Source organism: Sneathiella sp., assembly GCF_002694385.1.
Taxonomy (GTDB): Bacteria; Pseudomonadota; Alphaproteobacteria; order Sneathiellales; family Sneathiellaceae; genus Sneathiella.
Genome location: NZ_NZMB01000023.1, coordinates 12,661 through 31,516, shown reverse-complemented (window position 1 = coordinate 31,516; position 18,856 = coordinate 12,661). Strand labels below are relative to the sequence as shown.

The 18,856-nt window shown below is 50.0% G+C and carries 20 protein-coding genes; 10 read left to right on the top strand and 10 right to left on the bottom strand.

Annotated elements, in window-relative coordinates:
- Window positions 1-444 precede the first annotated feature (444 nt).
- From glnT to glxR, 4 genes are all read left to right on the top strand, one after another.
- The gene (gene glnT / locus CMN55_RS15980) at window positions 445-1,872 is read left to right on the top strand and encodes a type III glutamate--ammonia ligase (protein ID WP_293951121.1); all 1,428 of its coding nucleotides are present in this window, start codon (window positions 445-447) and stop codon (window positions 1,870-1,872) included.
- Between the two features lie 80 nt (window positions 1,873-1,952).
- Window positions 1,953-3,110: an aromatic ring-hydroxylating oxygenase subunit alpha gene (locus CMN55_RS15975; RefSeq protein WP_293951119.1), complete on the top strand. Its 1,158-nt coding sequence runs from the start codon at window positions 1,953-1,955 to the stop codon at window positions 3,108-3,110.
- Between the two features lie 170 nt (window positions 3,111-3,280).
- Window positions 3,281-4,291, top strand: a complete 1,011-nt coding sequence (locus CMN55_RS15970) for a D-2-hydroxyacid dehydrogenase (RefSeq protein WP_293951117.1) — start codon at window positions 3,281-3,283, stop codon at window positions 4,289-4,291.
- Window positions 4,292-4,343: 52 nt separating this feature from the next.
- Entirely contained in the window at window positions 4,344-5,234 is an 891-nt protein-coding gene (gene glxR / locus CMN55_RS15965; protein WP_293951115.1) for a 2-hydroxy-3-oxopropionate reductase, read from the top strand.
- A gap of 191 nt (window positions 5,235-5,425) precedes the next feature.
- Here glxR and CMN55_RS15960 read toward each other — a convergent pair whose 3' ends face one another.
- Window positions 5,426-6,112, bottom strand: a complete 687-nt coding sequence (locus tag CMN55_RS15960) for a TetR/AcrR family transcriptional regulator (protein ID WP_293951113.1) — start codon at window positions 6,110-6,112, stop codon at window positions 5,426-5,428.
- 571 nt (window positions 6,113-6,683) lie between these two features.
- Between CMN55_RS15960 and ehuA the strand changes: the two genes are divergently transcribed.
- From ehuA to CMN55_RS15935, 5 genes are all read left to right on the top strand, one after another.
- On the top strand, window positions 6,684-7,520 hold the full coding sequence (ehuA, locus tag CMN55_RS15955; RefSeq protein WP_293951111.1) for an ectoine/hydroxyectoine ABC transporter ATP-binding protein EhuA: 837 nt from the start codon (window positions 6,684-6,686) through the stop codon (window positions 7,518-7,520).
- Between the two features lie 35 nt (window positions 7,521-7,555).
- The gene (gene ehuB, locus CMN55_RS15950) at window positions 7,556-8,434 is read left to right on the top strand and encodes an ectoine/hydroxyectoine ABC transporter substrate-binding protein EhuB (RefSeq protein ID WP_293951109.1); all 879 of its coding nucleotides are present in this window, start codon (window positions 7,556-7,558) and stop codon (window positions 8,432-8,434) included.
- A gap of 96 nt (window positions 8,435-8,530) precedes the next feature.
- Window positions 8,531-9,202 (top strand): ectoine/hydroxyectoine ABC transporter permease subunit EhuC, encoded by a 672-nt coding sequence (ehuC, locus tag CMN55_RS15945; RefSeq protein WP_293951107.1) that lies wholly within the window; start codon window positions 8,531-8,533, stop codon window positions 9,200-9,202.
- Between the two features lie 6 nt (window positions 9,203-9,208).
- Window positions 9,209-9,865 carry an ectoine/hydroxyectoine ABC transporter permease subunit EhuD gene (gene ehuD, locus CMN55_RS15940; protein WP_293951105.1) on the top strand — a complete coding sequence of 219 codons (657 nt, stop codon included), beginning with the start codon at window positions 9,209-9,211 and terminating at the stop codon, window positions 9,863-9,865.
- Window positions 9,866-10,039: 174 nt separating this feature from the next.
- The gene (locus CMN55_RS15935; protein ID WP_293951103.1) at window positions 10,040-10,552 is read left to right on the top strand and encodes a carboxymuconolactone decarboxylase family protein; all 513 of its coding nucleotides are present in this window, start codon (window positions 10,040-10,042) and stop codon (window positions 10,550-10,552) included.
- 95 nt (window positions 10,553-10,647) lie between these two features.
- On the opposite strand, the gene CMN55_RS15930 is transcribed toward CMN55_RS15935, so the two are convergent.
- The 9 genes from CMN55_RS15930 to CMN55_RS15890 form a co-directional block, all read right to left on the bottom strand.
- Window positions 10,648-11,091, bottom strand: coding sequence for a trypco2 family protein (locus CMN55_RS15930; protein ID WP_293951102.1), 444 nt, complete (start codon window positions 11,089-11,091; stop codon window positions 10,648-10,650).
- A gap of 75 nt (window positions 11,092-11,166) precedes the next feature.
- A complete protein-coding gene (locus CMN55_RS15925) occupies window positions 11,167-11,541 on the bottom strand; it encodes a hypothetical protein (RefSeq protein ID WP_293951100.1) in 375 nt (124 codons plus the stop codon).
- Between the two features lie 43 nt (window positions 11,542-11,584).
- Entirely contained in the window at window positions 11,585-13,378 is a 1,794-nt protein-coding gene (locus tag CMN55_RS15920; protein ID WP_293951098.1) for a phage major capsid protein, read from the bottom strand.
- Between the two features lie 2 nt (window positions 13,379-13,380).
- Window positions 13,381-13,866 carry a hypothetical protein gene (locus CMN55_RS15915; protein WP_293951096.1) on the bottom strand — a complete coding sequence of 162 codons (486 nt, stop codon included), beginning with the start codon at window positions 13,864-13,866 and terminating at the stop codon, window positions 13,381-13,383.
- A gap of 78 nt (window positions 13,867-13,944) precedes the next feature.
- Window positions 13,945-14,139 carry a hypothetical protein gene (locus tag CMN55_RS15910; RefSeq protein ID WP_293951094.1) on the bottom strand — a complete coding sequence of 65 codons (195 nt, stop codon included), beginning with the start codon at window positions 14,137-14,139 and terminating at the stop codon, window positions 13,945-13,947.
- Window positions 14,140-14,398: 259 nt separating this feature from the next.
- Entirely contained in the window at window positions 14,399-14,818 is a 420-nt protein-coding gene (locus CMN55_RS15905) for a regulatory protein GemA (protein ID WP_293951092.1), read from the bottom strand.
- A complete protein-coding gene (locus tag CMN55_RS15900) occupies window positions 14,808-15,176 on the bottom strand; it encodes a hypothetical protein (RefSeq protein WP_293951090.1) in 369 nt (122 codons plus the stop codon). Before CMN55_RS15900 ends, CMN55_RS15905 begins: the two co-directional genes overlap by 11 nt.
- Entirely contained in the window at window positions 15,173-15,916 is a 744-nt protein-coding gene (locus CMN55_RS15895; protein ID WP_293951088.1) for an AAA family ATPase, read from the bottom strand. The genes CMN55_RS15900 and CMN55_RS15895 overlap by 4 nt, the downstream gene beginning before the upstream one ends.
- Window positions 15,917-15,948: 32 nt before the next feature.
- Window positions 15,949-18,201: a Mu transposase C-terminal domain-containing protein gene (locus tag CMN55_RS15890; RefSeq protein WP_293951086.1), complete on the bottom strand. Its 2,253-nt coding sequence runs from the start codon at window positions 18,199-18,201 to the stop codon at window positions 15,949-15,951.
- Between the two features lie 105 nt (window positions 18,202-18,306).
- On the opposite strand from CMN55_RS15890, the gene CMN55_RS15885 reads away from it, so the two are divergent.
- The gene (locus CMN55_RS15885; protein ID WP_293951084.1) at window positions 18,307-18,852 is read left to right on the top strand and encodes a helix-turn-helix domain-containing protein; all 546 of its coding nucleotides are present in this window, start codon (window positions 18,307-18,309) and stop codon (window positions 18,850-18,852) included.
- Window positions 18,853-18,856 lie beyond the last annotated feature (4 nt).

Here is an 18,856-nt window from a genome sequence, read left to right as displayed (position 1 = left end):
CTTAATTTCCTATTTTAATTATTCAGTTAATTAATTTATGCGAAAGATGCTTTTTTTGCAAGTGGGCAGCTTTGATTGCTTTCTTGCACACTCTTCGGATTGGTTATGGCTATCCTGGAAAATGTTGATTTGTCGCAGTTATGGTGAATTTTCGACAGTAGGTGCTATCAGGTTAATACTATAACTATATGAATATAAATAATAAATACCCTATGGTGAGAATTGGCTGTATTCTCACCTTACACTTCTCATGAGCGTTCAATGTAGGGCGGTAGCCGGTCCGTGGCAGGAGAAAATCCAGACTGCCTGATGGTTGATGTGGCTTTTCAAATTTATTATATTGACTAATTAGTTAAATTATCTATCGTAAAAGCCTGCTCAGCGCGGTAGGGCGCCAGCATTATTTGTGTTTTTTTGAACAGGATTGCGGGAAAGGTAACCTCAATGTCTTCTGCACAGCAAAATATGACAGTCGATCCGGAGCGTGGGGGTATTACGCAGGAACAGCTGGCGGCGCAGGGTGTAAAATACTGCTTTTCATCTTTTGTCGATGTGAGTGGCGTCATAAAAGGCAAGGCCGTGCCGATTGACCATTTTGATCGCATGATGCGGGGGTCAGAGCTTTATACCGGTGCCGCGATTGAAGGGCTGGGGCAGGGGCCGAATGACGATGAATTGGCGGTTTACCCGGATCCGGGCGCTATTGTCCAGCTTCCCTGGCGACCTGAAATTGCCTGGGCGCCGGGCTATATGAAATACAAAGGCGATCCATGGCCCATGTGTTCGCGTAATGTTTTGCAGCGGCAGATCGACCGGGCGGCGGCGCTTGGCCTTCAGTTTAATCTGGGTATCGAATGCGAGTGTTATGTCGTCAATCGCAATGGCAATGAAATATCGCCGAACAATGTGGTGGATGACATTGCCAAGGCCGCCTACGACGTTCAGTTGACCCTTGAAAATTACGATTTCCTGCATGAATGCGTGAGCAACATGAACAAGATGGGCTGGGGGGTTTACTCTTTCGATCATGAGGATGCGAACGGCCAGTTCGAATTTGATTTCAACTATGCGGATGTCATGACGACGGCGGATCGGTTTGTTCTCTGGCGGATGATGATGAAGGAAATTGCCCGCAAATATGGCTGGGAAACCACCTTTATGCCCAAGCCCTATGCTAACAAGACGGGCAGTGGCGCGCATTTCAACATGTCGCTGGCGGATATCAAAACAGGCAAGAATATCTCTGGGGATGCAGGCGACCCGCGTGGCTGCGGATTGTCAAAGCTTGCCTATCAATTTCTTGCAGGCACGTTGAAACATGCCGAAGCCATTGTTGCGGTCACCTGTCCGACGGTCAATTCTTACAAACGTCTGATCAAGTCCGGGTCGGTAACCGGTTATACCTGGGCGCCGGTTTTTGTTTCCTACGGCGGGAATAACCGGACCCATATGATGCGGGTGCCGACCCTGCGGCCGCAGATCGAGGGGGATCCGAGCAAGCACAAGGGGCCGTATCTGTCTGCCGCCCGTTGGGAATGTCGCGCAGTCGATACCACGGTCAACCCCTATCTCGGTGCGGCGATGATGCTGGGCGCGGGACTTGAGGGGATCGAAAAGGATCTTGATCCGGGTGATCCGATCAATCTCAATATGTATGAACTCAGTCAGGCCGAGTTGAAGGAGAAAGGGGTGCGCACCCTGCCGGGGACGCTGCTGCATTCGATTGAGGCATTTGCGGCCGACCCGATCAGCCGGGAGATCATGGGCGAGGATCTGTATAATTCTTACATTCAGCTCAAGACATCGGAATGGTGGAGTTATCACAACACGATTTCAGAGTGGGAAATTCAGCATTATCTGACAAAATTCTAACAGGCAGGATCGGATGGTGAGGCCGTATTCCGAAAGGTAACCGATTGATTTGAGCACAATCATAGAAAAGGCGAGGCACGATGAAACCTTTGAATATTTTCGACAGATCCCATTATCAGAATGTGTACAAACCAGTGGAAGAGGCGGAAACGCTGCCTGCCTGGTGCTATACATCCGAAGAGTTTCACAAGGCGGAAATCGAAAATCTTTTCATGAAAACATGGAATTTCTTCGGCCATGTGGATCAGGTGAAAAAGCCGGGTGATTTTATCACTGTCGATTATGTCGGAGTACCCATCATCATCGTGCGGGGGCGGGATCAGCAGGTTCGGGCTTTCGCCAATAATTGCCGTCATCGCGGAGCACCGGTTGCTTTCGGGGAAGGTAACAAGATGGTCTTTTCCTGCCCCTATCATTCATGGACCTATGATCTGACGGGAAAGCTCCGCGGTTGCCCGGGGATGGAGCGGACGGAAGGCTTCGACAAGGAGAAAAACGGGCTTATTCCCCTTAATCTCGAAATTTTTGGCTGTTTCATTTTCATCAATTTCAGCGCGGATCCGGAACCACTCTCAGCTTACCTTGGCGATTTTCCGGAGCAGATGGGCTCTTACAAAATGGAAAATTTGCGTTTGGTTCGCAAGACAGTTGATGAGGTCAAGTGTAACTGGAAGGCGCATTTTGAAAACGCCATGGAGGAATATCATCTGCCGACGGTTCACAAGGAAACGCTGGACCCGAAGGAGATGGAGCATTCGGCCCTGCCGACAATCGGCAATTGGTTCTATATTCATGAAAATCATGATGATAACACCAGGGCCCTGCTCCCTGGAGATCTGGAGCACGCCCTCCCACAAATTCCGGATCTTCAGGGGGCGGCGGCCGGGGGCACTAACTATGTGGCACTCAACCCCTCAACCATGCTTGGTATGACCCTTGATTGCGTCTGGTATATCCAGCTTATGCCGCGCGGACCACACCACACGACGGTGATTGCTGGCGCCTGCTTCCCCGAGGAGACAATCGCCCGCCCCGATTTTGATGAGAAAGTTAAATATTACTACAAACGCTGGGATACCTCGCTTGGCGAGGATAATGACATTGCGGAAATTCAGCATAAAGGTCTGTGTTCGCCCTTCGCGCCGTCCGGCAGGCTGTCGCATCTGGAGCCGTTGGTGCCGCAGTTGGCGCAGTGGTGGTTGGATCGCATCCTCCCGCAGGAAGTGGATCACAGCTGAAAGGTTCCCGTGTTCGCGACCAAAAAGGCGCGCGGCGGCAATATGTCGTCCCGGCGCGTCGCGGGCATATTTATGTCCTCGGGCAAATGAGGGCATCGCAAATGCGGCGGCTTTCGGCTCGTCACATGCCGCTAAATCGAACATATAATCAACGGGAGTGTTAAAGGCCGATGACAGAAAGTTTCACAAAAGACCGCAAATTTCATCTGCATATTGATAACGACAGAAGTCTTGGCGAAGTCTTCGAAGTGACGGCGGAACGGCTCAAGGCGGCCATGGAACGCTTTCCCGATGTTGCCGAGCGTCTGCATGTCACCGTCGATTATGACAGTGAAAAATTCGATAGCCATATTGCAACGGCGGATGCGTTGCTGGTGTGGAAATTCGATGTGAAAGACATCGCGAAACGCGCCCCCAATCTGCGCTGGATTCATGCCACCGGGGCAGGCATCGAATTTTTTGCCCCGCTTAAAAATTGGCTGCCCGATGGCGTGACTTTTATTAACAATCGCGGGGTTCACGGCGATCGGGCGGCGGAATATTGCTTCATGGCGGTGCTGATGCTGAATAACCGTCTGCCGGAGATGATGACGAACCAGCGCTCGGCCGTCTGGCAGCAGCTTTACAACACCTCGATCATGGGCAAAACCCTGCTGGTTGTCGGGGTCGGCAGTGTCGGCGGCGGGGCTGCCCGCTGGGCCCGGAAATATGGCATGCGGGTGATTGGTGTACGGCGCTCTGATGCGCCCCATGATGGCGTGGATGAAATGTATACGCCCGATCATTTGCTGAAGCTGGTACCACAGGCGGATTATATTCTCGTCACGGCTCCCGCCACACAGGCAACCCGCCATCTTATGGGGGAGGCGGAGATCAACGCGATGAAAATGGGCGCGGGCCTTGTCAATTACAGCCGGTCGAAGCTGGTTGACTATGCGGCGTTGGTGAAGCGATTGGAAAAGAGAGAGCTTTCTGCCGTTCTGGATGTTTTCGATCAGGAACCGCTCCCCTCGGATTCCCCCCTCTGGAATACGCCCAATCTCATCATTACACCACATTGTTCATCGGATGATCCGGAGTCTTATATGCCGGACACGCTGGATCTGATGTTTTCCAACATTCGCCGGATTTTCGCAGGCGAGCCGGTGGTCAACAAGGTGGAGGCCGATCTCGATTATTAGGGCAGGGCAGAGGTAGGCAGGATAATCCAGAAAGAACAGTGAGGAATAGATAATGGCGAAAATCGGATTTATCGGGCTCGGGATTATGGGGCTGCCCATGGCGGGTAATCTTCAGAAAGCCGGGTATCAGCTTTACCTGAACGACCGGGCGCAAATTCCGCAAAGCCTGATCGAGGGGGGAGCAATGAGCTGTGCCACTGGCCGCGAGGTGGCGGAGAACAGCGATATCATTATCATTATGGTGCCCGATACACCGCATGTGGAAGCAGTTCTGTTTAGTTCAGATGGTGTGGCGGACGGCCTTTCGGCAGACAAAATTGTCGTTGATATGAGTTCCATATCTCCTATGGCGACGAAAGATTTCGCGCGCCGCATTAATGATCGGGGCTGCGACTATCTCGATGCCCCGGTCTCTGGTGGTGAAGTCGGGGCGCGGGAGGCTACTCTCACGATTATGGTTGGCGGCCCTGAGAAAGCCTTCAGCAGGGTGGAACCCGTCTTTCGCATCATGGGGAAAAATGTCACTCTTGTTGGCGGCAATGGGGATGGCCAGACAACCAAGGTTGCCAACCAGATTATCGTCGCGCTGACAATCGAGGCGGTGGGGGAGGCATTACTCTTCGCATCCCGTGCCGGCGCGGATCCGTCCAAGGTCCGTCAGGCATTGATGGGCGGGTTTGCGAGCTCGCGTATTCTCGAGCTGCACGGGGAACGCATGGTCAACCGCACTTTCGATCCGGGTTTCCGGATCGAGCTGCATCAGAAAGATCTTAACCTTGCGTTGTCGAATGCGCGGCAGATGGGGATTTCCCTTCCCAACACGGCGACCTGTCAGGAGCTATTTAATGCCTGCGCGTCACATGGGGGAAGCGCCTGGGATCACTCTGCCATGGTGAAAGCTCTGGAATTGCTGGCCAGTCACGAAATCGGACAAAAGCTGTAAGGCCGGCAAAATGAGTTTGGAAATGTCGATAGGAAAAATTGAGGTAAGCCCGCCTGTCGCCCTTTCCACAACAGAAGCCGCGGCGCACGCGCTCCCGAAGCCCGGGGTGAGCCGTCGCGGCTTCCCTGTCTGTGCGGGAGAGGGCAAACTGAGCGGTTTGCTCCCATGCAGCTTTTGGAAGAACAAAGTAATTAGGGCGTTGCCGACCCTTGTCGCGATTGCGGCGGTGTGCCTTCAATACCCAGCATGGTCCAGATCACGGCCCGCAGCTGATTGACCGAGCGGTCCAGATCCGTTTCCGGCAAAATGGTCGAATGAACCATCAGCCCGTCAAGGTAAGTGGAAATAAAGCGGGAGAATTCATCTGCATCTACGGGTTTGAAAGTTTTCTCGGCGATGCCTTTTCGAATGCAGTTGGAAAGAATGCGGACTTCCTCATCATAAAACTGCCGAATTGATCGCTCGATGGCGGGGATACTTTTTTGTGTACGGGAATAATCAAGGCTGATCTGAACCAGTTTGCGGATCGATTCAAACTCCTCGATATTATTATTGATCCAGGCGTTGAGATCATCCAGAGGGCTGAGATGCTGTTCATGAAGTTTACGGAAGTTTTCAAATGCGCGATTAATTGCGAATTCGATAACGGCGCCAAACAAATCTTCCTTATTCTCGAAATAGTAATAGATAAGCGCCGTGTTTACACCAGTTTCGCGGGCAATATCTTTGATGGTGACAGATGCAACATGCCTTTCCGAAAACAGGTCAAAAGCAATCGTCACCAGCTCTTCTTTGCGAATGCTGGGGGTTTTTCTGGCAGGCCGTTTCCCTCGGATTGCCGGTTTTTTCTGCACCTGTGATTTTGCTATTTTATCCATATGAAATCAGCTTGAAGTTTGGGGAATAAAAGTCTGGGGTTTCATTAACGATCTTGGCGATTCGCGTCAACACTCCCGAAAATAGTAATTGACCGCAGGTGTTTTGGATTAACGGGACGTTCTTCTCCTGATGCGCCAGATCATGGCCAATTCATATTCCATTCTTTGATGGCAGTCAAACTAATTTACTAATTAACTGATTGGTCAATAATAATGTTGAGGAAGGGAAAGAGAATTTGTGAAAGGACGTTTGCGGGTAAACTTTTACTGCGCATGTAATAATTTGTGTATAGTGAAATTTATATCATAATATAAGTATTTAAATTTTTAGATTTTAAATATAAATTATGATATTATATACAAATTAATATTTATATTAAATGTTATATTAATATTATTTAAAGTAAGTTTATTTAATAATATTATATATTTTATAATGTTTGTTTTGTATTCCCAAAATGTAATTATATCCCAATCCTTGCAAAAGCATAATTTGCCTGCCTGCGTTCAAATTTCATGCAAAATTAATTAAATGATTGATTAAATAAATTTTAACTGTCATAGTTATCCCATGAAAGAACATGACCATACCGGTGACAGCATGAATGCGGCGCGGCCGAAGGCGCCCTCACCAATTATCGAAGTCAAGGATATTTCAAAAAGCTTCGGATCCCATCAGGTTCTAAAAGATTTGAGTTTCGATGTGCAGCCGGGCGAAAAACTGGCTCTTATCGGGCCGAGTGGGTCCGGGAAAACAACAATTCTCCGAATATTGATGACATTGGAGACGATTGACGGGGGTGTCATTAGAATAGATGGCGAACCGCTCTGGCATATGGAAAAGGAAGGCCAACTCGTCCCCGCCAACGAAGCTCACCTCCATCGCATGCGGACAAAAGTCGGAATGGTGTTCCAGCTCTTCAACCTGTTCCCTCACAAGACGGTTCTGGACAATATCACCATGGCGCCCATCCTGACGAAAGGTATTAGCCGCAGCGATGCGAAGGCGCGGGCTATGGAGTTGCTGGACATGGTCGGCCTTGCCGATAAGGCAACGGCCAAGCCTGCGCAACTTTCCGGCGGTCAGAAGCAGCGGGTGGCAATCGCCCGGGCGCTGGCCCTGCAACCAAAAATTATGCTTTTTGATGAAGTGACATCCGCACTTGATCCCGAAATCGTGGAAGAAGTGCTGGGCGTTATGCGCAAGCTCGCAGCAGAAACGGATATGACGATGCTGCTGGTGACGCATGAAATGGGCTTTGCCCATGATTTTGCTGATCGTGTGCTGTTTTTCGATGCCGGACGCATCATCGAACAGGGCCCCCCGGATCAGATTTTTCGCGCTCCCCAGGAAGAGAGAACACAGCTTTTCCTGCGGAAAATTCTTGCTGCGGGGCGCGCCATTTAAATTCTGCAGCAGTCGGTAAACTCTAGGAGGTTAGCATGAAAAGCTTTGTAGGTCGGAATTGTTCTTCAATAGTAAGTGCTGTCGTGTTTGCGGTAGTGGGTGCCCTTGCTTACGGCTCGAATGCCTCGATCGCGACAGCGGAGGGAACGCTCGAAAAACTGCAAAAGGCAGGCGTTGCCCGTGTCGGTATCGGGAATGAGCCACCCTACTCTCAGATGGTCGGGGGCAGTACTGTAACCGGGGCGGCGCCCGAGGTTGCCAAGGCTGTATTAAAGAAGCTTGGCATTTCGAATGTTGAGGGGATTGTCGTTGAATATGGGGCGATGATCCCGGGGTTGCAGGCCGGACGGTTTGATCTGGTTGCGGCCGGCCTGTTCATGAAGCCGGAGCGGTGTCAGGCGATCCTTTTTTCTGATCCTGATGTGTGTGGCAGTGAAGGCATGATGGTGAAGAAAGGCAATCCGCATGGCATTTATGGCCAGGCTGATATCGCTGCGAACCCAGACTTGAAGGTCGGGATCTGCGGCGGCTGTATCGAGGAGAAATATGCGGCCGCGGCCAATGTGAAACCGCAGCAGATTGTAGTTGTTCCGGATGTTCCTTCGGGCCTCAAAATGGTTCAGGACGGACGCATCGACGCATATGCCATGACATCGCTCGCGCTATATGACATCCAGAATAAGACGGGTGCAGATGATGTTGAGATTTTTGCTCCCGCGAAAGATACGCCGATTGCCTGTGCCGGCGCGGCGTTTCGTAAAACCGATGTCGCTTTCCGCGATGCCTATGACAAGGCGCTGGCGGAGCTGAAAGACTCAGGTGAATTCGGTGAAATTCTCAGCAAATTCGGCTTTACCGAGGAAGCTACAAAGCAAGCGTCCCGTGATGAGCTTTGCGGAGGCCCGAACACCTGATCCAGATAACAGCCGCGCCGAGAGGTTTTTGCCGGTTCCGGTGCGGCTGCTTGCTCTTCGACATGTTGATTGTCAGGTGAACAGGGATGGTGATCTATGAATGTCATTGAGGCGGATTGGCTGGGTTACGTACAGTTGATGCTCGAGGGGGCGCTGGTCACGGTTGAGCTCACAGTTTACGGAAGTATTATCGCTTTTTTCGGTGCTTTTATTCTCGGTCTGGCAAAGCTTTCTCCCTGGTTTCCCCTCCGGTGGCTGGCCATTGTTTACATTGAGTTTTTTCGCGGCAGTTCCATTTTTGTCCAGCTTTTTTGGGCCTATTTCGTTCTCCCGCTGATTGGGTTTCCGCTGAGTGCGCTGGCGACCGGGATTATGGTTCTGGGTCTCAATGTCAGCGCTTATGGCGCTGAAGTTGTGCGGGGCGCCATACTGACAGTGCCAAAAGAGCAATGGGAGGCGTCGGTTGCGCTGAACCTGACAAAATTCCAGAGAATGCGCCATATCATTTTGCCGCAGGCAATCGTGGTTATGCTGCCGACATTCAGCAATAATGTGATTGAGCTGATGAAGGCCTCTGCGGTTGTTTCCCTCATTTCTCTTGCCGATCTTACCTTCCAGTCGCAGGTGATCCGGCTCCAGACCGGCAATACGCTGCTGCCCTTTGCCGGCGCGCTGCTGATCTATTTTATCCTGTCTCTGATCATTGTTTATGGCATCCGGCGGATCGAAAACAAGATGGCCGAGGGCCTTGACGTGGTAAGGAGTTAGCGATCAATGCAATGGGACTGGAATTTCATATACCAGATTTTGCCGACCCTTTGGCAGGGCGTGATTGTAACGGTGCAGGCGACATTGCTCGGTTCTCTCGTGGCCGCCATTCTGGGTCTGTTTATCGCCATTGCGAAACGTTCATCCAATAAATGGATATCCCGCCCTGTTTCTTCTCTTGCCATGTTCGTGCGGGGGACGCCGCTGCTGGTGCAGCTTTACGTCCTGTTTTTTGTTTTGCCGGACATTGGCATTCTTCTGTCGCCTCTGGCAGCGGGCGTCATCGGGATCGGCGTGCATTACAGTGCCTATACAGCGGAAGTCTACCGCGCAGGGATTGAAAATATCGAGCGGGGCCAGTGGGAGGCGGCGAAGGCCTGCAATCTGAGTTCCCACCAGATCTGGATACATGTGATCATTCCGCAGGCGGTGCCGCCGATGATTCCGGCGCTTGCCAATTATTTGCTGATGATGTTCAAGGAGACGCCGCTGCTTTCCGCCATCACGGTTTATGAATTGATGACCGCGGCGCGCGGTGTTGCCAACTCCTACTATCGTTATTTTGAACCCATGACTCTTGTGGGTATCTTTTTTCTGCTCATCAGTATTCCGACGGTCATTCTGCTCAACAGGTTGGAAAAGAAATATAGCCGCCGCCGTTAGAGGAGCGTAAGAACCGCTTTCTGGATGCCGCTGGTTGTGCGGAAATGCCGCGGGGGCTGGACCTGTCGCTTATTGCCGCCTATCGTTGCCTGATCGGCATTTGAGGGGGTGCATGCTGCCCATCTATGTCGCAGCCATGACACAAGATACGCAATAACTGGAAAAGGCACTTTGATGACATCTCCTCGTCCCCCTATTTCGGATGCCGACTGGCCGGCTGAACTTGCCGACCTGAAAGACGGCTTTGCAGGGCAGCTCAATGTGTATCGCACCATGGCCCACCATCCTGCCCTTGTTCGCGCCTGGGCGCCGCTGCGACAGCATATCGTGAAGGACAGCGCGCTTGGGCCGGAACGCTCCGAAATTGTGATTCTGCGGGCCGCTTATCGTATCGGCTCTTCTTATGAGTGGGTGCATCATGTGCATCGGTCTCGCCTGATTGGGATCAGTGATGAGCGGATAGAGGCCATGCGTGGCGCAGCGGAAGGGGAGGATGGGTTAATCGCGCGCGCGGTTGATGCTCTGTTCGATGACCATCGCCTGTCCGCAGAGCTGGAGCGGGAGCTGAGTGCCGCCCTTGGTCATCAGGCGGTTTTTGATCTGATTGCAACTGTCGGGTTCTATAGCGTGCTTGGCTATCTTCTCCAGACCTACGAAACGCCGATCGACGCGGACATTCTGGCGTAATTTCAGGAAATCGATGGTGTTACTGCATTAGTTATTCTTCCACGGATACAGCTATTCTTCCGGGATATAGAGGGATAAAATGAGATATATCGGGATCAGAGAGGTGCTATCCTGTTATTTGATAAGCCCCGCGAAGCTGCTCGTCTTTTGTCCTTAGAAGCTTGTTTTTTTGCATTGTTTATATTCTCTGCTTCATATGTCGTTGGTTTCAAAGAAAGTGGGATTGAGAACTGTACTCGGCTGACTTGTTCTTGAGATTTTGATGTGCCGCCTCCACCTCCGACTTCTAAAGAAAACACCTTCACGCCCGCATTGCCCTCAGCCTCTCGCGAAGAGCCAACCGTAAGTGCGACATCAAATTTTATATTTTCAATTCGCCTGTAAATACTTTTGGAGCCGCCTTCAAGGTAAAGGTTTTCTGCGTCCTTTGAGGTTGGCGGGTTAATAATAACCCCTTCTTTTTCATAGCTTTTCTGTAATTCGTTTGTTGCATCCGCGATTGCCGATATCGTCTCAATAATAAACTCTTTTAGGTCCATTGCTGCTGCCTTTCTAACGAACATTTCTGCCAAAAGAACTATTTTATAGTGTGATGGCGAAACTCTAACTTACTGCTAGTTAAGGTCAACAGGTTTCACTTCGCTTAAGTGATCACCTGTGCTGGCTAGATATTGTCGACCGAATACGGAACCGGGAACGCGGGCATAGTTCTGCATCCATAGAGCTAAGCGGGTCTCCATGATAATTTCTTCCGCGTCCAAGATGGAAAAAGGCATGATTTCCTGTGCTATTTCGGCGATAATTGACGCATCTTTCAGGTGTTCCAAGACCATCTCATCGGATGCGCCACTAAATCTTTTAAGCCAGAGAAAGCGGCGCATATTGTCCAGTATTTCATCACATTCCAGAAATTTTCTGCCTGCCAGCTTGTCAACAATGCGGACTGCAATTCGGGCAGGGCTTACATTTCCATCATCATCAAATACCATTTGCTTTCTCTCGCTATAGGATGTCAGACTTCGCTTTGTTCGATCAGGCCACCACGGATTTATAGGCCCCTCGATAATCCGTTACCGTTCCGCCGTAGATATGGCGGATTTTGTATGTCACCTTGTCATTGGTGAACATGCTGCCAGCTGTCGGGCTGTCCTGGATAAACAAATCCGGTTCCTCCTTCCCGCCCAGGAAACCGATTTCGACAGTGGCAAGGTCCATCGGATCTGCGGTCAGGCACCAATCATTGACATCCGTCCAGTACCAAACCGGAACGATATCAAGGGAGAGAGATTGCACAAAATTGCGATCCTGTTCCGTATTGCGCCGGAACAGGTCAACGGCTGTTTCTTCCAGTTCGTCAGGCACCCACAGAAAGCGCGGCGTAATCCCAAGCTTCTCATTGCTATTCTTTTCAGTCTGGGACTTCATAGCGAGGCGTCCAGCGGCAACAGACGCGGCTCCTAAAGCAGTTGCGCCAAGGTTGCCGTGAGAGGCATGAAACAAGGTGTTTTCGTCGTAAATCTCTGGATTGTCTTTCAGAAAATCCAAGGCGAATTTTGACAGAGTACGCTTAGCCGCACGGACCAGGCTTTTCGGGATGCGCTGAACGGCCCCAACATCATCGTTGGTGATCATTTCCAGCGTCAAATCCTCCGTTCCGCCGCGCTTGGCCACGGCATAGGTGGCCTTTTCGTCGGTGGGAGATGTCAGAGGATTATATGAGCCGCTTTCCGCGACAATAGGCAGGTTCCCATAGCCGCCAAATCTTGTGCGCTCTTGCGTCCGGAAATCATTTACAGGAACGACATTCACCAAATTCCGCCAGACATCATAAATGCTGTCATTCTGATACTCTTTAATCAGGCGGCGGGAAATGGCATCCCCAAGAACACTTGGAAAATCAGTGCTATTCAGGGATTCCGCAAGCCGGACCGGATCGCAGGACCGTTTCAGGCCGGTGAAATTCCGGTCGCCGGTCATATGCAAGTAGCACTCCCGGATAGATACAACGCTGTGATCTTGAGGATCAAAGAAAGCATCAAGCATTTTTTCGGATTTTTCATCCTGTCCTTCAATAATCCGTACTGTCGAACGCCGATCAAAATCATTGCTTCCCAAGCCCGTCACATGTCCGCTTTCTGACATTTTGGCGAGATATTCCTTTTCTCTGGAAATGGCTTCTTTAAGTTCGGTTCCCGTGATGTTTTGAAGGGGTTTGAACTCCGAATACAGCTTATCCTTGGCTGGCTGCGGTAATGAGGATGCGGAGATAATTGACTTCATTTCAGTTGCATTGAGATGTTCCATTTTCTGACCTTCCAGACTTTCCAAAATATTCAGGATTTGACCGCCCGCACCGGGTTCGACGATAAGATCGACGGAGGCGACCGTTGTTATTTCATTGCATACGCGCGCCATATGCCGGCCGATGCGCCGCGTTGATGTTTTTCCTTGAGCATCTATGGAAAAACCAAACAGATTGCTCATGTTTTTATCCCATGCCTCTTTGATTTTGCTCGCAATTTCGCCGTTTGGAGAAATCAGTTCCAGAGTGCCTTGGAGCTCACCTTCGTCAGGTGACATTCCTTGAACGAAGGATATTTCCCTGATTTGGCCAATGATGTTTCGAACATCTTTTCCTTGACCTTTGAGGTGTTCATGATCGGATTTGACAAAGACGCGGGCTCTTTCAAACAGGGGCGCGCTCTTCCTCAACACTTCGTCGCTGTAGTAGTTGTGATTTCCTGATAATCCAGATTTGATAATACGGATCAGCCAGCGGGAGCCGCTTTTGGTTTCGCCCAGAATAAAGTCATTTTGCGTTTCCATAATTATGGAGCTCCATTTTCACGGCAGTTGGGGCAATCGCATTTCAGGCGTTTAAGAGAAGCCCGAACAGTGGGGGCGGTCGCGGCAATCACTTTGGTTATTTGGCGGATGCTGTATCCGGCCTGATGAAGTTCAAGGATATTGATATCTCTCTTCATCCTGTTCACGGCGCTGACAGCGCCTTTAAAACTGGACAGATTGAACCAATCACCGCCAAATTTAAGGGATAGGGCTTCGGCATGTTCTTTGCCGATCAGATGTATGATCTTGGCAAAGCGATTTCCTTCATGCGGGATATAAAACCGGTCATCTCCATACCGGTTCAGGAGCTTCCACATCGCCTTGAAAGAGGTGGTATCGGCTATTTCAGCGGCAGAAAAGCTCAAATAGGTCAGAACGAGATCACGATACTGTTCGCAGATATCAGTAAGTTCCCGTATCTCTGCGGTTGATGCGATAGGCGTTTTGGTCGAATCTGGTGTTTTCATAGCCCGGAGATTGCTCCGGGTGAAAAAAATTAGCTGCCCGGAAAGGCTTCCGGGCGAAAAGGCAGATTTAACAGGGCTCTAACGTGATTGCGCCCGTTCGATACGGTCCAGCTTTCTTAATCTTTTTTTGATTTCAGCGGCCTTTTCGATTTTATCAAGCTTTTTGAGGCGTTCTTTCTGATGCTTTCGTCTTATCAGCCAATAAAAACATGGAAAGTAGATGACGGCAACAAGTAACCCGCCGCCCCAATCCAGATCAAGCCACCAAACCATCAGCGCAGTCCCGAGGGCCGTAGTGCCTAAGGCGCTAAACATGATTTCAGAAGAGTTTTTCATAAGGCTGAATATAAGTTTAGGTTGAGAACTGTTCAATAGATTTGCACAAAACGGTTAAAGACAAATGCGAATGTGCTCATAATCGCCCGCAAATGTTTCAGGAGGGGCGGCCCTCTGTTTTTGAGTCCCCAACCTCCTGATTATCTCCAAAGGCCGCCAGCGAGTCTTATTCTGGCTTTACGGCGTATTGCTGCGGTCACCCTGCAAGAGTTTCAAGCTTTCGGCTTTTCATCTTTTTGAGTGCGGTGATCGCCTTGCGGGCTTGGCCGATGGTCAGAAACCGCAGTGATGAAATTTTAAACGACCCTTCCAGCCACTTCGCCAAACTCATTTCTGTTCCTGAACCGTCCGTATATTCTTCCCACATATTTCGGATAAGGTGAAGCTGGGCAGGGCTGGCCATGCCTTTGCGATGACCGAAGAATGATTTGTTAAAATCACTCTTGAAGCCCAGGGAAATCAGTATCTGCATAACGAGCTCGAAGCCGAGTTGATCCAGTTCACTCGATGTATGAGAGCCGCCAATCTTGAGAATTTTGCGATATTCCGCATCAGGAAGTTCGAGCTGGTCTTTGGCGATGTGGATAAGAGAAACCTGTTTTCTGCTAAGAGCCATAAGGTGTTTCTCCCATGTCGGATTTTCTCGAAATTGGATCGGCCTGGATGGCTTTTTCTGCCGATAGGAGCGCTTCTTTCACGCTTTCCTCAATCCTCTGTTTGCGAGCTTCGGCATATTCCTCAATCGCTTGTTTTCGGAAAAGAGTAGCATTATAAGCCTCGCACATTTCCTCTGCTTTTTTCAGGTTTTTCGAGTGATTTTTTAAAAGTTCATAGAGGCCCTGCCAGTCATCTGCGGAAAGGTCATAATCGTTATTAAGGCAGGAAAATCCAAACGCAAAAGACGATAAGAAGGTCGCTGTGTATTTTGCTTCTCTAAGGATAAATTCCACTTCTCTCATGTTTTCGCTCGTCATGCTTTCGCTCCTAAAAGTTTGGCGGCGGCTTTCAATCGATCCAGCCCGATGGTTTCATCTTTTCCGATCCCTCGGCCCGCAAGGCCCGCGATCTTGCCGATAATGCGCAATCCGCCCGAAGATTTTGCAATTTCGGTCATGTATTTTCTGGCGGTGACAGAACGGTCAATGCGCAGGCTGTCACAGATGGCTTCGATATCGCCATCGCGCGGTTCATCAATGTCGAAGCGGATGCCCACTCTTGATGTAAACTGTGTGAAAGAGGCGGCCTTCGTGTTGTTGAAACGGGATCGAAATTCCGCATTACCGCAGAAGACCAGCGGGAAATTGTTATGATCATAGAGGCAGCGCAGTTCGTCGATAATTGGATCGCTCAAGAGCTGTGCTTCATCAATGATCAGCATGCCAATAACTGAGTGCTCGACGACATTCATAAGATGTTCATGGTTGGCATGCAGTTGCGTCTCTGGACGATAAGCTGTTAGCTGTTCAACTAAAAACTTGAGCATTGCACCCATTGAGTTGAGCGCCGGGGTCATCGGGCAGAATCTCACGGCTTTCCCCGTCATCGCGTATCGTTTCAGGGCCGTTGTCTTGCCAACGCCCGGTTTGCCGACAATGACGCCGATATCATTTTCCACCTTGCAGTAATCCAAAAGCTCCATAATTCTCTTGGCGGTCGGCGTCTCGACATATTGGAGTTGACTGGTTCGGTTGACCAAATCCACGGTATTTGTCATAAGTTTCCTCGTAGTTGATCTTTGAAGTTGTGTTATTTCTGGTTCAACGAAATCTGCCGGAGTTCCGGCTCAAGAGGGTCATCGGCTGCAACCGATGGCCCTTTATTGCTCATAAGTCTGTCGTATATTCTGAAATACTCCTCCTCTTCGTCTTTCTTTTCCTGTTCGATTGCTGATAAGGGTTTTGCAAGCTCCCGGCCGGCGTACTCGTCCTGATCGCTGAGCTTGATCACGCCGCCAAGTTCCGGCAGGGGCGTGGGATCGATGCTTTCCGCCTGTTCGCGCAGGATTTCCGCAGTGTTGAGCTTGTCTATATTCCGGCGCATTTGCCGGATTTGCTTGCGCATTGCTGTCTTGCGACGGCCGGATTCGATGGCCCCCGATCTGTCACCGTGATCATAGGAATGATCAGGGAGTGCAATACAAACGAAGTTCCCGTGAAGGTCGAAAACGGCGATCCGTTTTTGGTGTCCAAACAGGGGTATGCGGATTTCAACGTTCTCACCCAGTGCAGGGTTGGTCAGCGCATCATGATAATAAGGCTCACCCTTGTATTTGATCCTACCCTGATGAATTTTCCGCCGTTCTGTCTTGCAGAAAATGCTTTCAAGGACGCCGTCTGCAAATCGTGTTGATTGCCAGCCCGCGTTCACCAGTTCCGTAAATCTCTGATTGGGGGAGAGCCCCTTTAGCCGCCCGCCTTGAGGCGTATCATTATAGACGGCCACGGCATGCTCAATCAGTTTAATCAGTTCCTGGCGGTTGCCCTGGAACGGCACAGGTGCTTTGCCGACATTCGCGGTTTTCTTGCGCATTCGGTCGCCGCCGATCCAGCCCGGAATTTTCGAGAAGTGCTTTTGCTCGATTATGCCAAAAGCCCCTTCAAGCTGTCCTTTTGCGGGTGCATTGTAGGGCTGGGCTTTCGTCACGGCCTGATCAGAGACTTGCGTAAACTTGCCGTTGTCAGCCCACCATATGGGTACGCTGGTCAGTTTCAGCGCATCCTCAACGACCTTAGACCAGTTATATTCCCCGCCGTTATCGAGATATAATTCCCCAGGAACACCCCAACGCGGATCACGCGCCATTTGAGCAAAGGATTCAATAACATGCTCCTGCCGGACGCCTTTTCCTTTGGGGAAAAACTCAACCGTTCCTGTAATGCGGCCTGTGGCAACATCCATCCAGAATATGCCCTTGGCCGTGGCAACGCTGCCGTCATCCCGCTGATAGAGGATGTCGATCGGGTGCACGTCTCCCAACACAACCTGCATGGGGAGGAGTGTTATAATCCCGCGCTGGATACGCGGTTGCTTGTCGAAATAGGCCTTTGCGTCCATGTCATGAACGGCAATTGCCGAATACTGCCGCCAGCGTTCGATTGCCGGGCGGGAAATCTGGCAATGGTTCCTGATTTTTCCCTCCGGCATATCCGGATTCGCATCGAGGGTCAGGCGCAATAACTTGCGAGAGGCTTCCCGCTGCACTTCCTTCCAGCCGCTCCCCGGCTGCAATCCAGCCCATAGCGAGCGGATATATCGCTCAATCTTTCCGGCTACCTGTTCCTTGATATCGTCGGGAAGCTTGATCGCCCGGTCCCATTGCCGCGTGATCAGAACCTTGCGCTGGTTTCTGTCAGCCCTGGACGCCCTGCTAAGCCCCTCATATCCCTTGCTTTCATATTCTTTGATCCAGCTGCGTAAAGTGCGCTCTGACAACTGCTTGCGGGAGCCGTCCGGCTTGAAATGGGATTTCGCGGCGGCCGCTTTTATCGCAGCGGCGCGCTCCCGGCTTCCCGGAGGGCATTTTAAGGCTTCTTCAGTGATCGCGTAACGCCAGTTTGAAGAGCCTTTTGAGGGGCTTTTAAAACCTGTTTCAAAGGGCGTTAAGGGAACATATTGCAACTGCAATTCGGCGGGAAGGCTGTCCAGCCGAACTTCATAACACCAGCCGCCATTTCCGCCGCGCCCGCGTACGCGGCGAACGATAAGACTGTGACCACGCCATGTTTTGCCTTGATAACAATGAGAAAGTGCCGCATTTGCTTTTCGAAGGCTAATTGAACATAAAGTTGCGAAATCGCAAGTTGGAATAAACGAGTCAGCCATTACGTATGACTCCCGACGCCTTCCTAATTTTATGTAAGAGAATTTCTGCTCTTGGACCGGTCCAAATTCGTAAAATACAATCTCGTGCGTTTTGCCTTTGTACTTTGTTTTCACGGCACCATTGAGCCAGGCTTTTACCTTGCTTAATAAACCCAGCACGAATGTTGTTGTAATCACGCTGGTAAAGATTTTGGTGCTTGTTGCTCATATTTATGTCATTCTTACGTTCAATAGGAACAATATGAACGCAAATGCGTGTAATGTAAATATGATAATGCAAAAATGACGATATCAAATCGACTTAGAAGCTATATTGCCATTCAAAATAAGAGTATTAAGGAATTTTCTGCGCACGTTGATATTCCCTATCGAACCCTTCAGGATTACCTGAGCGGAAAAAGAAGCCCTGGAAGCGAGCATTTAATACGGCTGGCGCAAAAAGGTGTGGATATTACGTGGTTGCTTACTGGTGAGAAAAAGGTAGGGATCGGCAGCTTTTTATCTTCCGAAATTCAGGGAAATAGCGTTCTTTTTGCTGATTTAATATTTGTAGAAAAAGTTGGGAATGTACTGACTGAAAAAGCCGATGCTTTCACAGAACGATTTTTTAAAAAAAATGGGACACTTTTGCCCATTAGTAAACAGCTTAAAATCTTATCGAATTATATTGTTAGAGTTCTATTCATCGCCTCTAAAATGAGCAAAGAATTAGAAGAACTGAAAAAGATGGATTTCGATGACCAATTGATAATTGATTTACTTACGACCGGCATAACGGAAGAATATGAGTTGGAGTTGGAAGGTAAAATTTTACAGGGTGAATTATAAATCA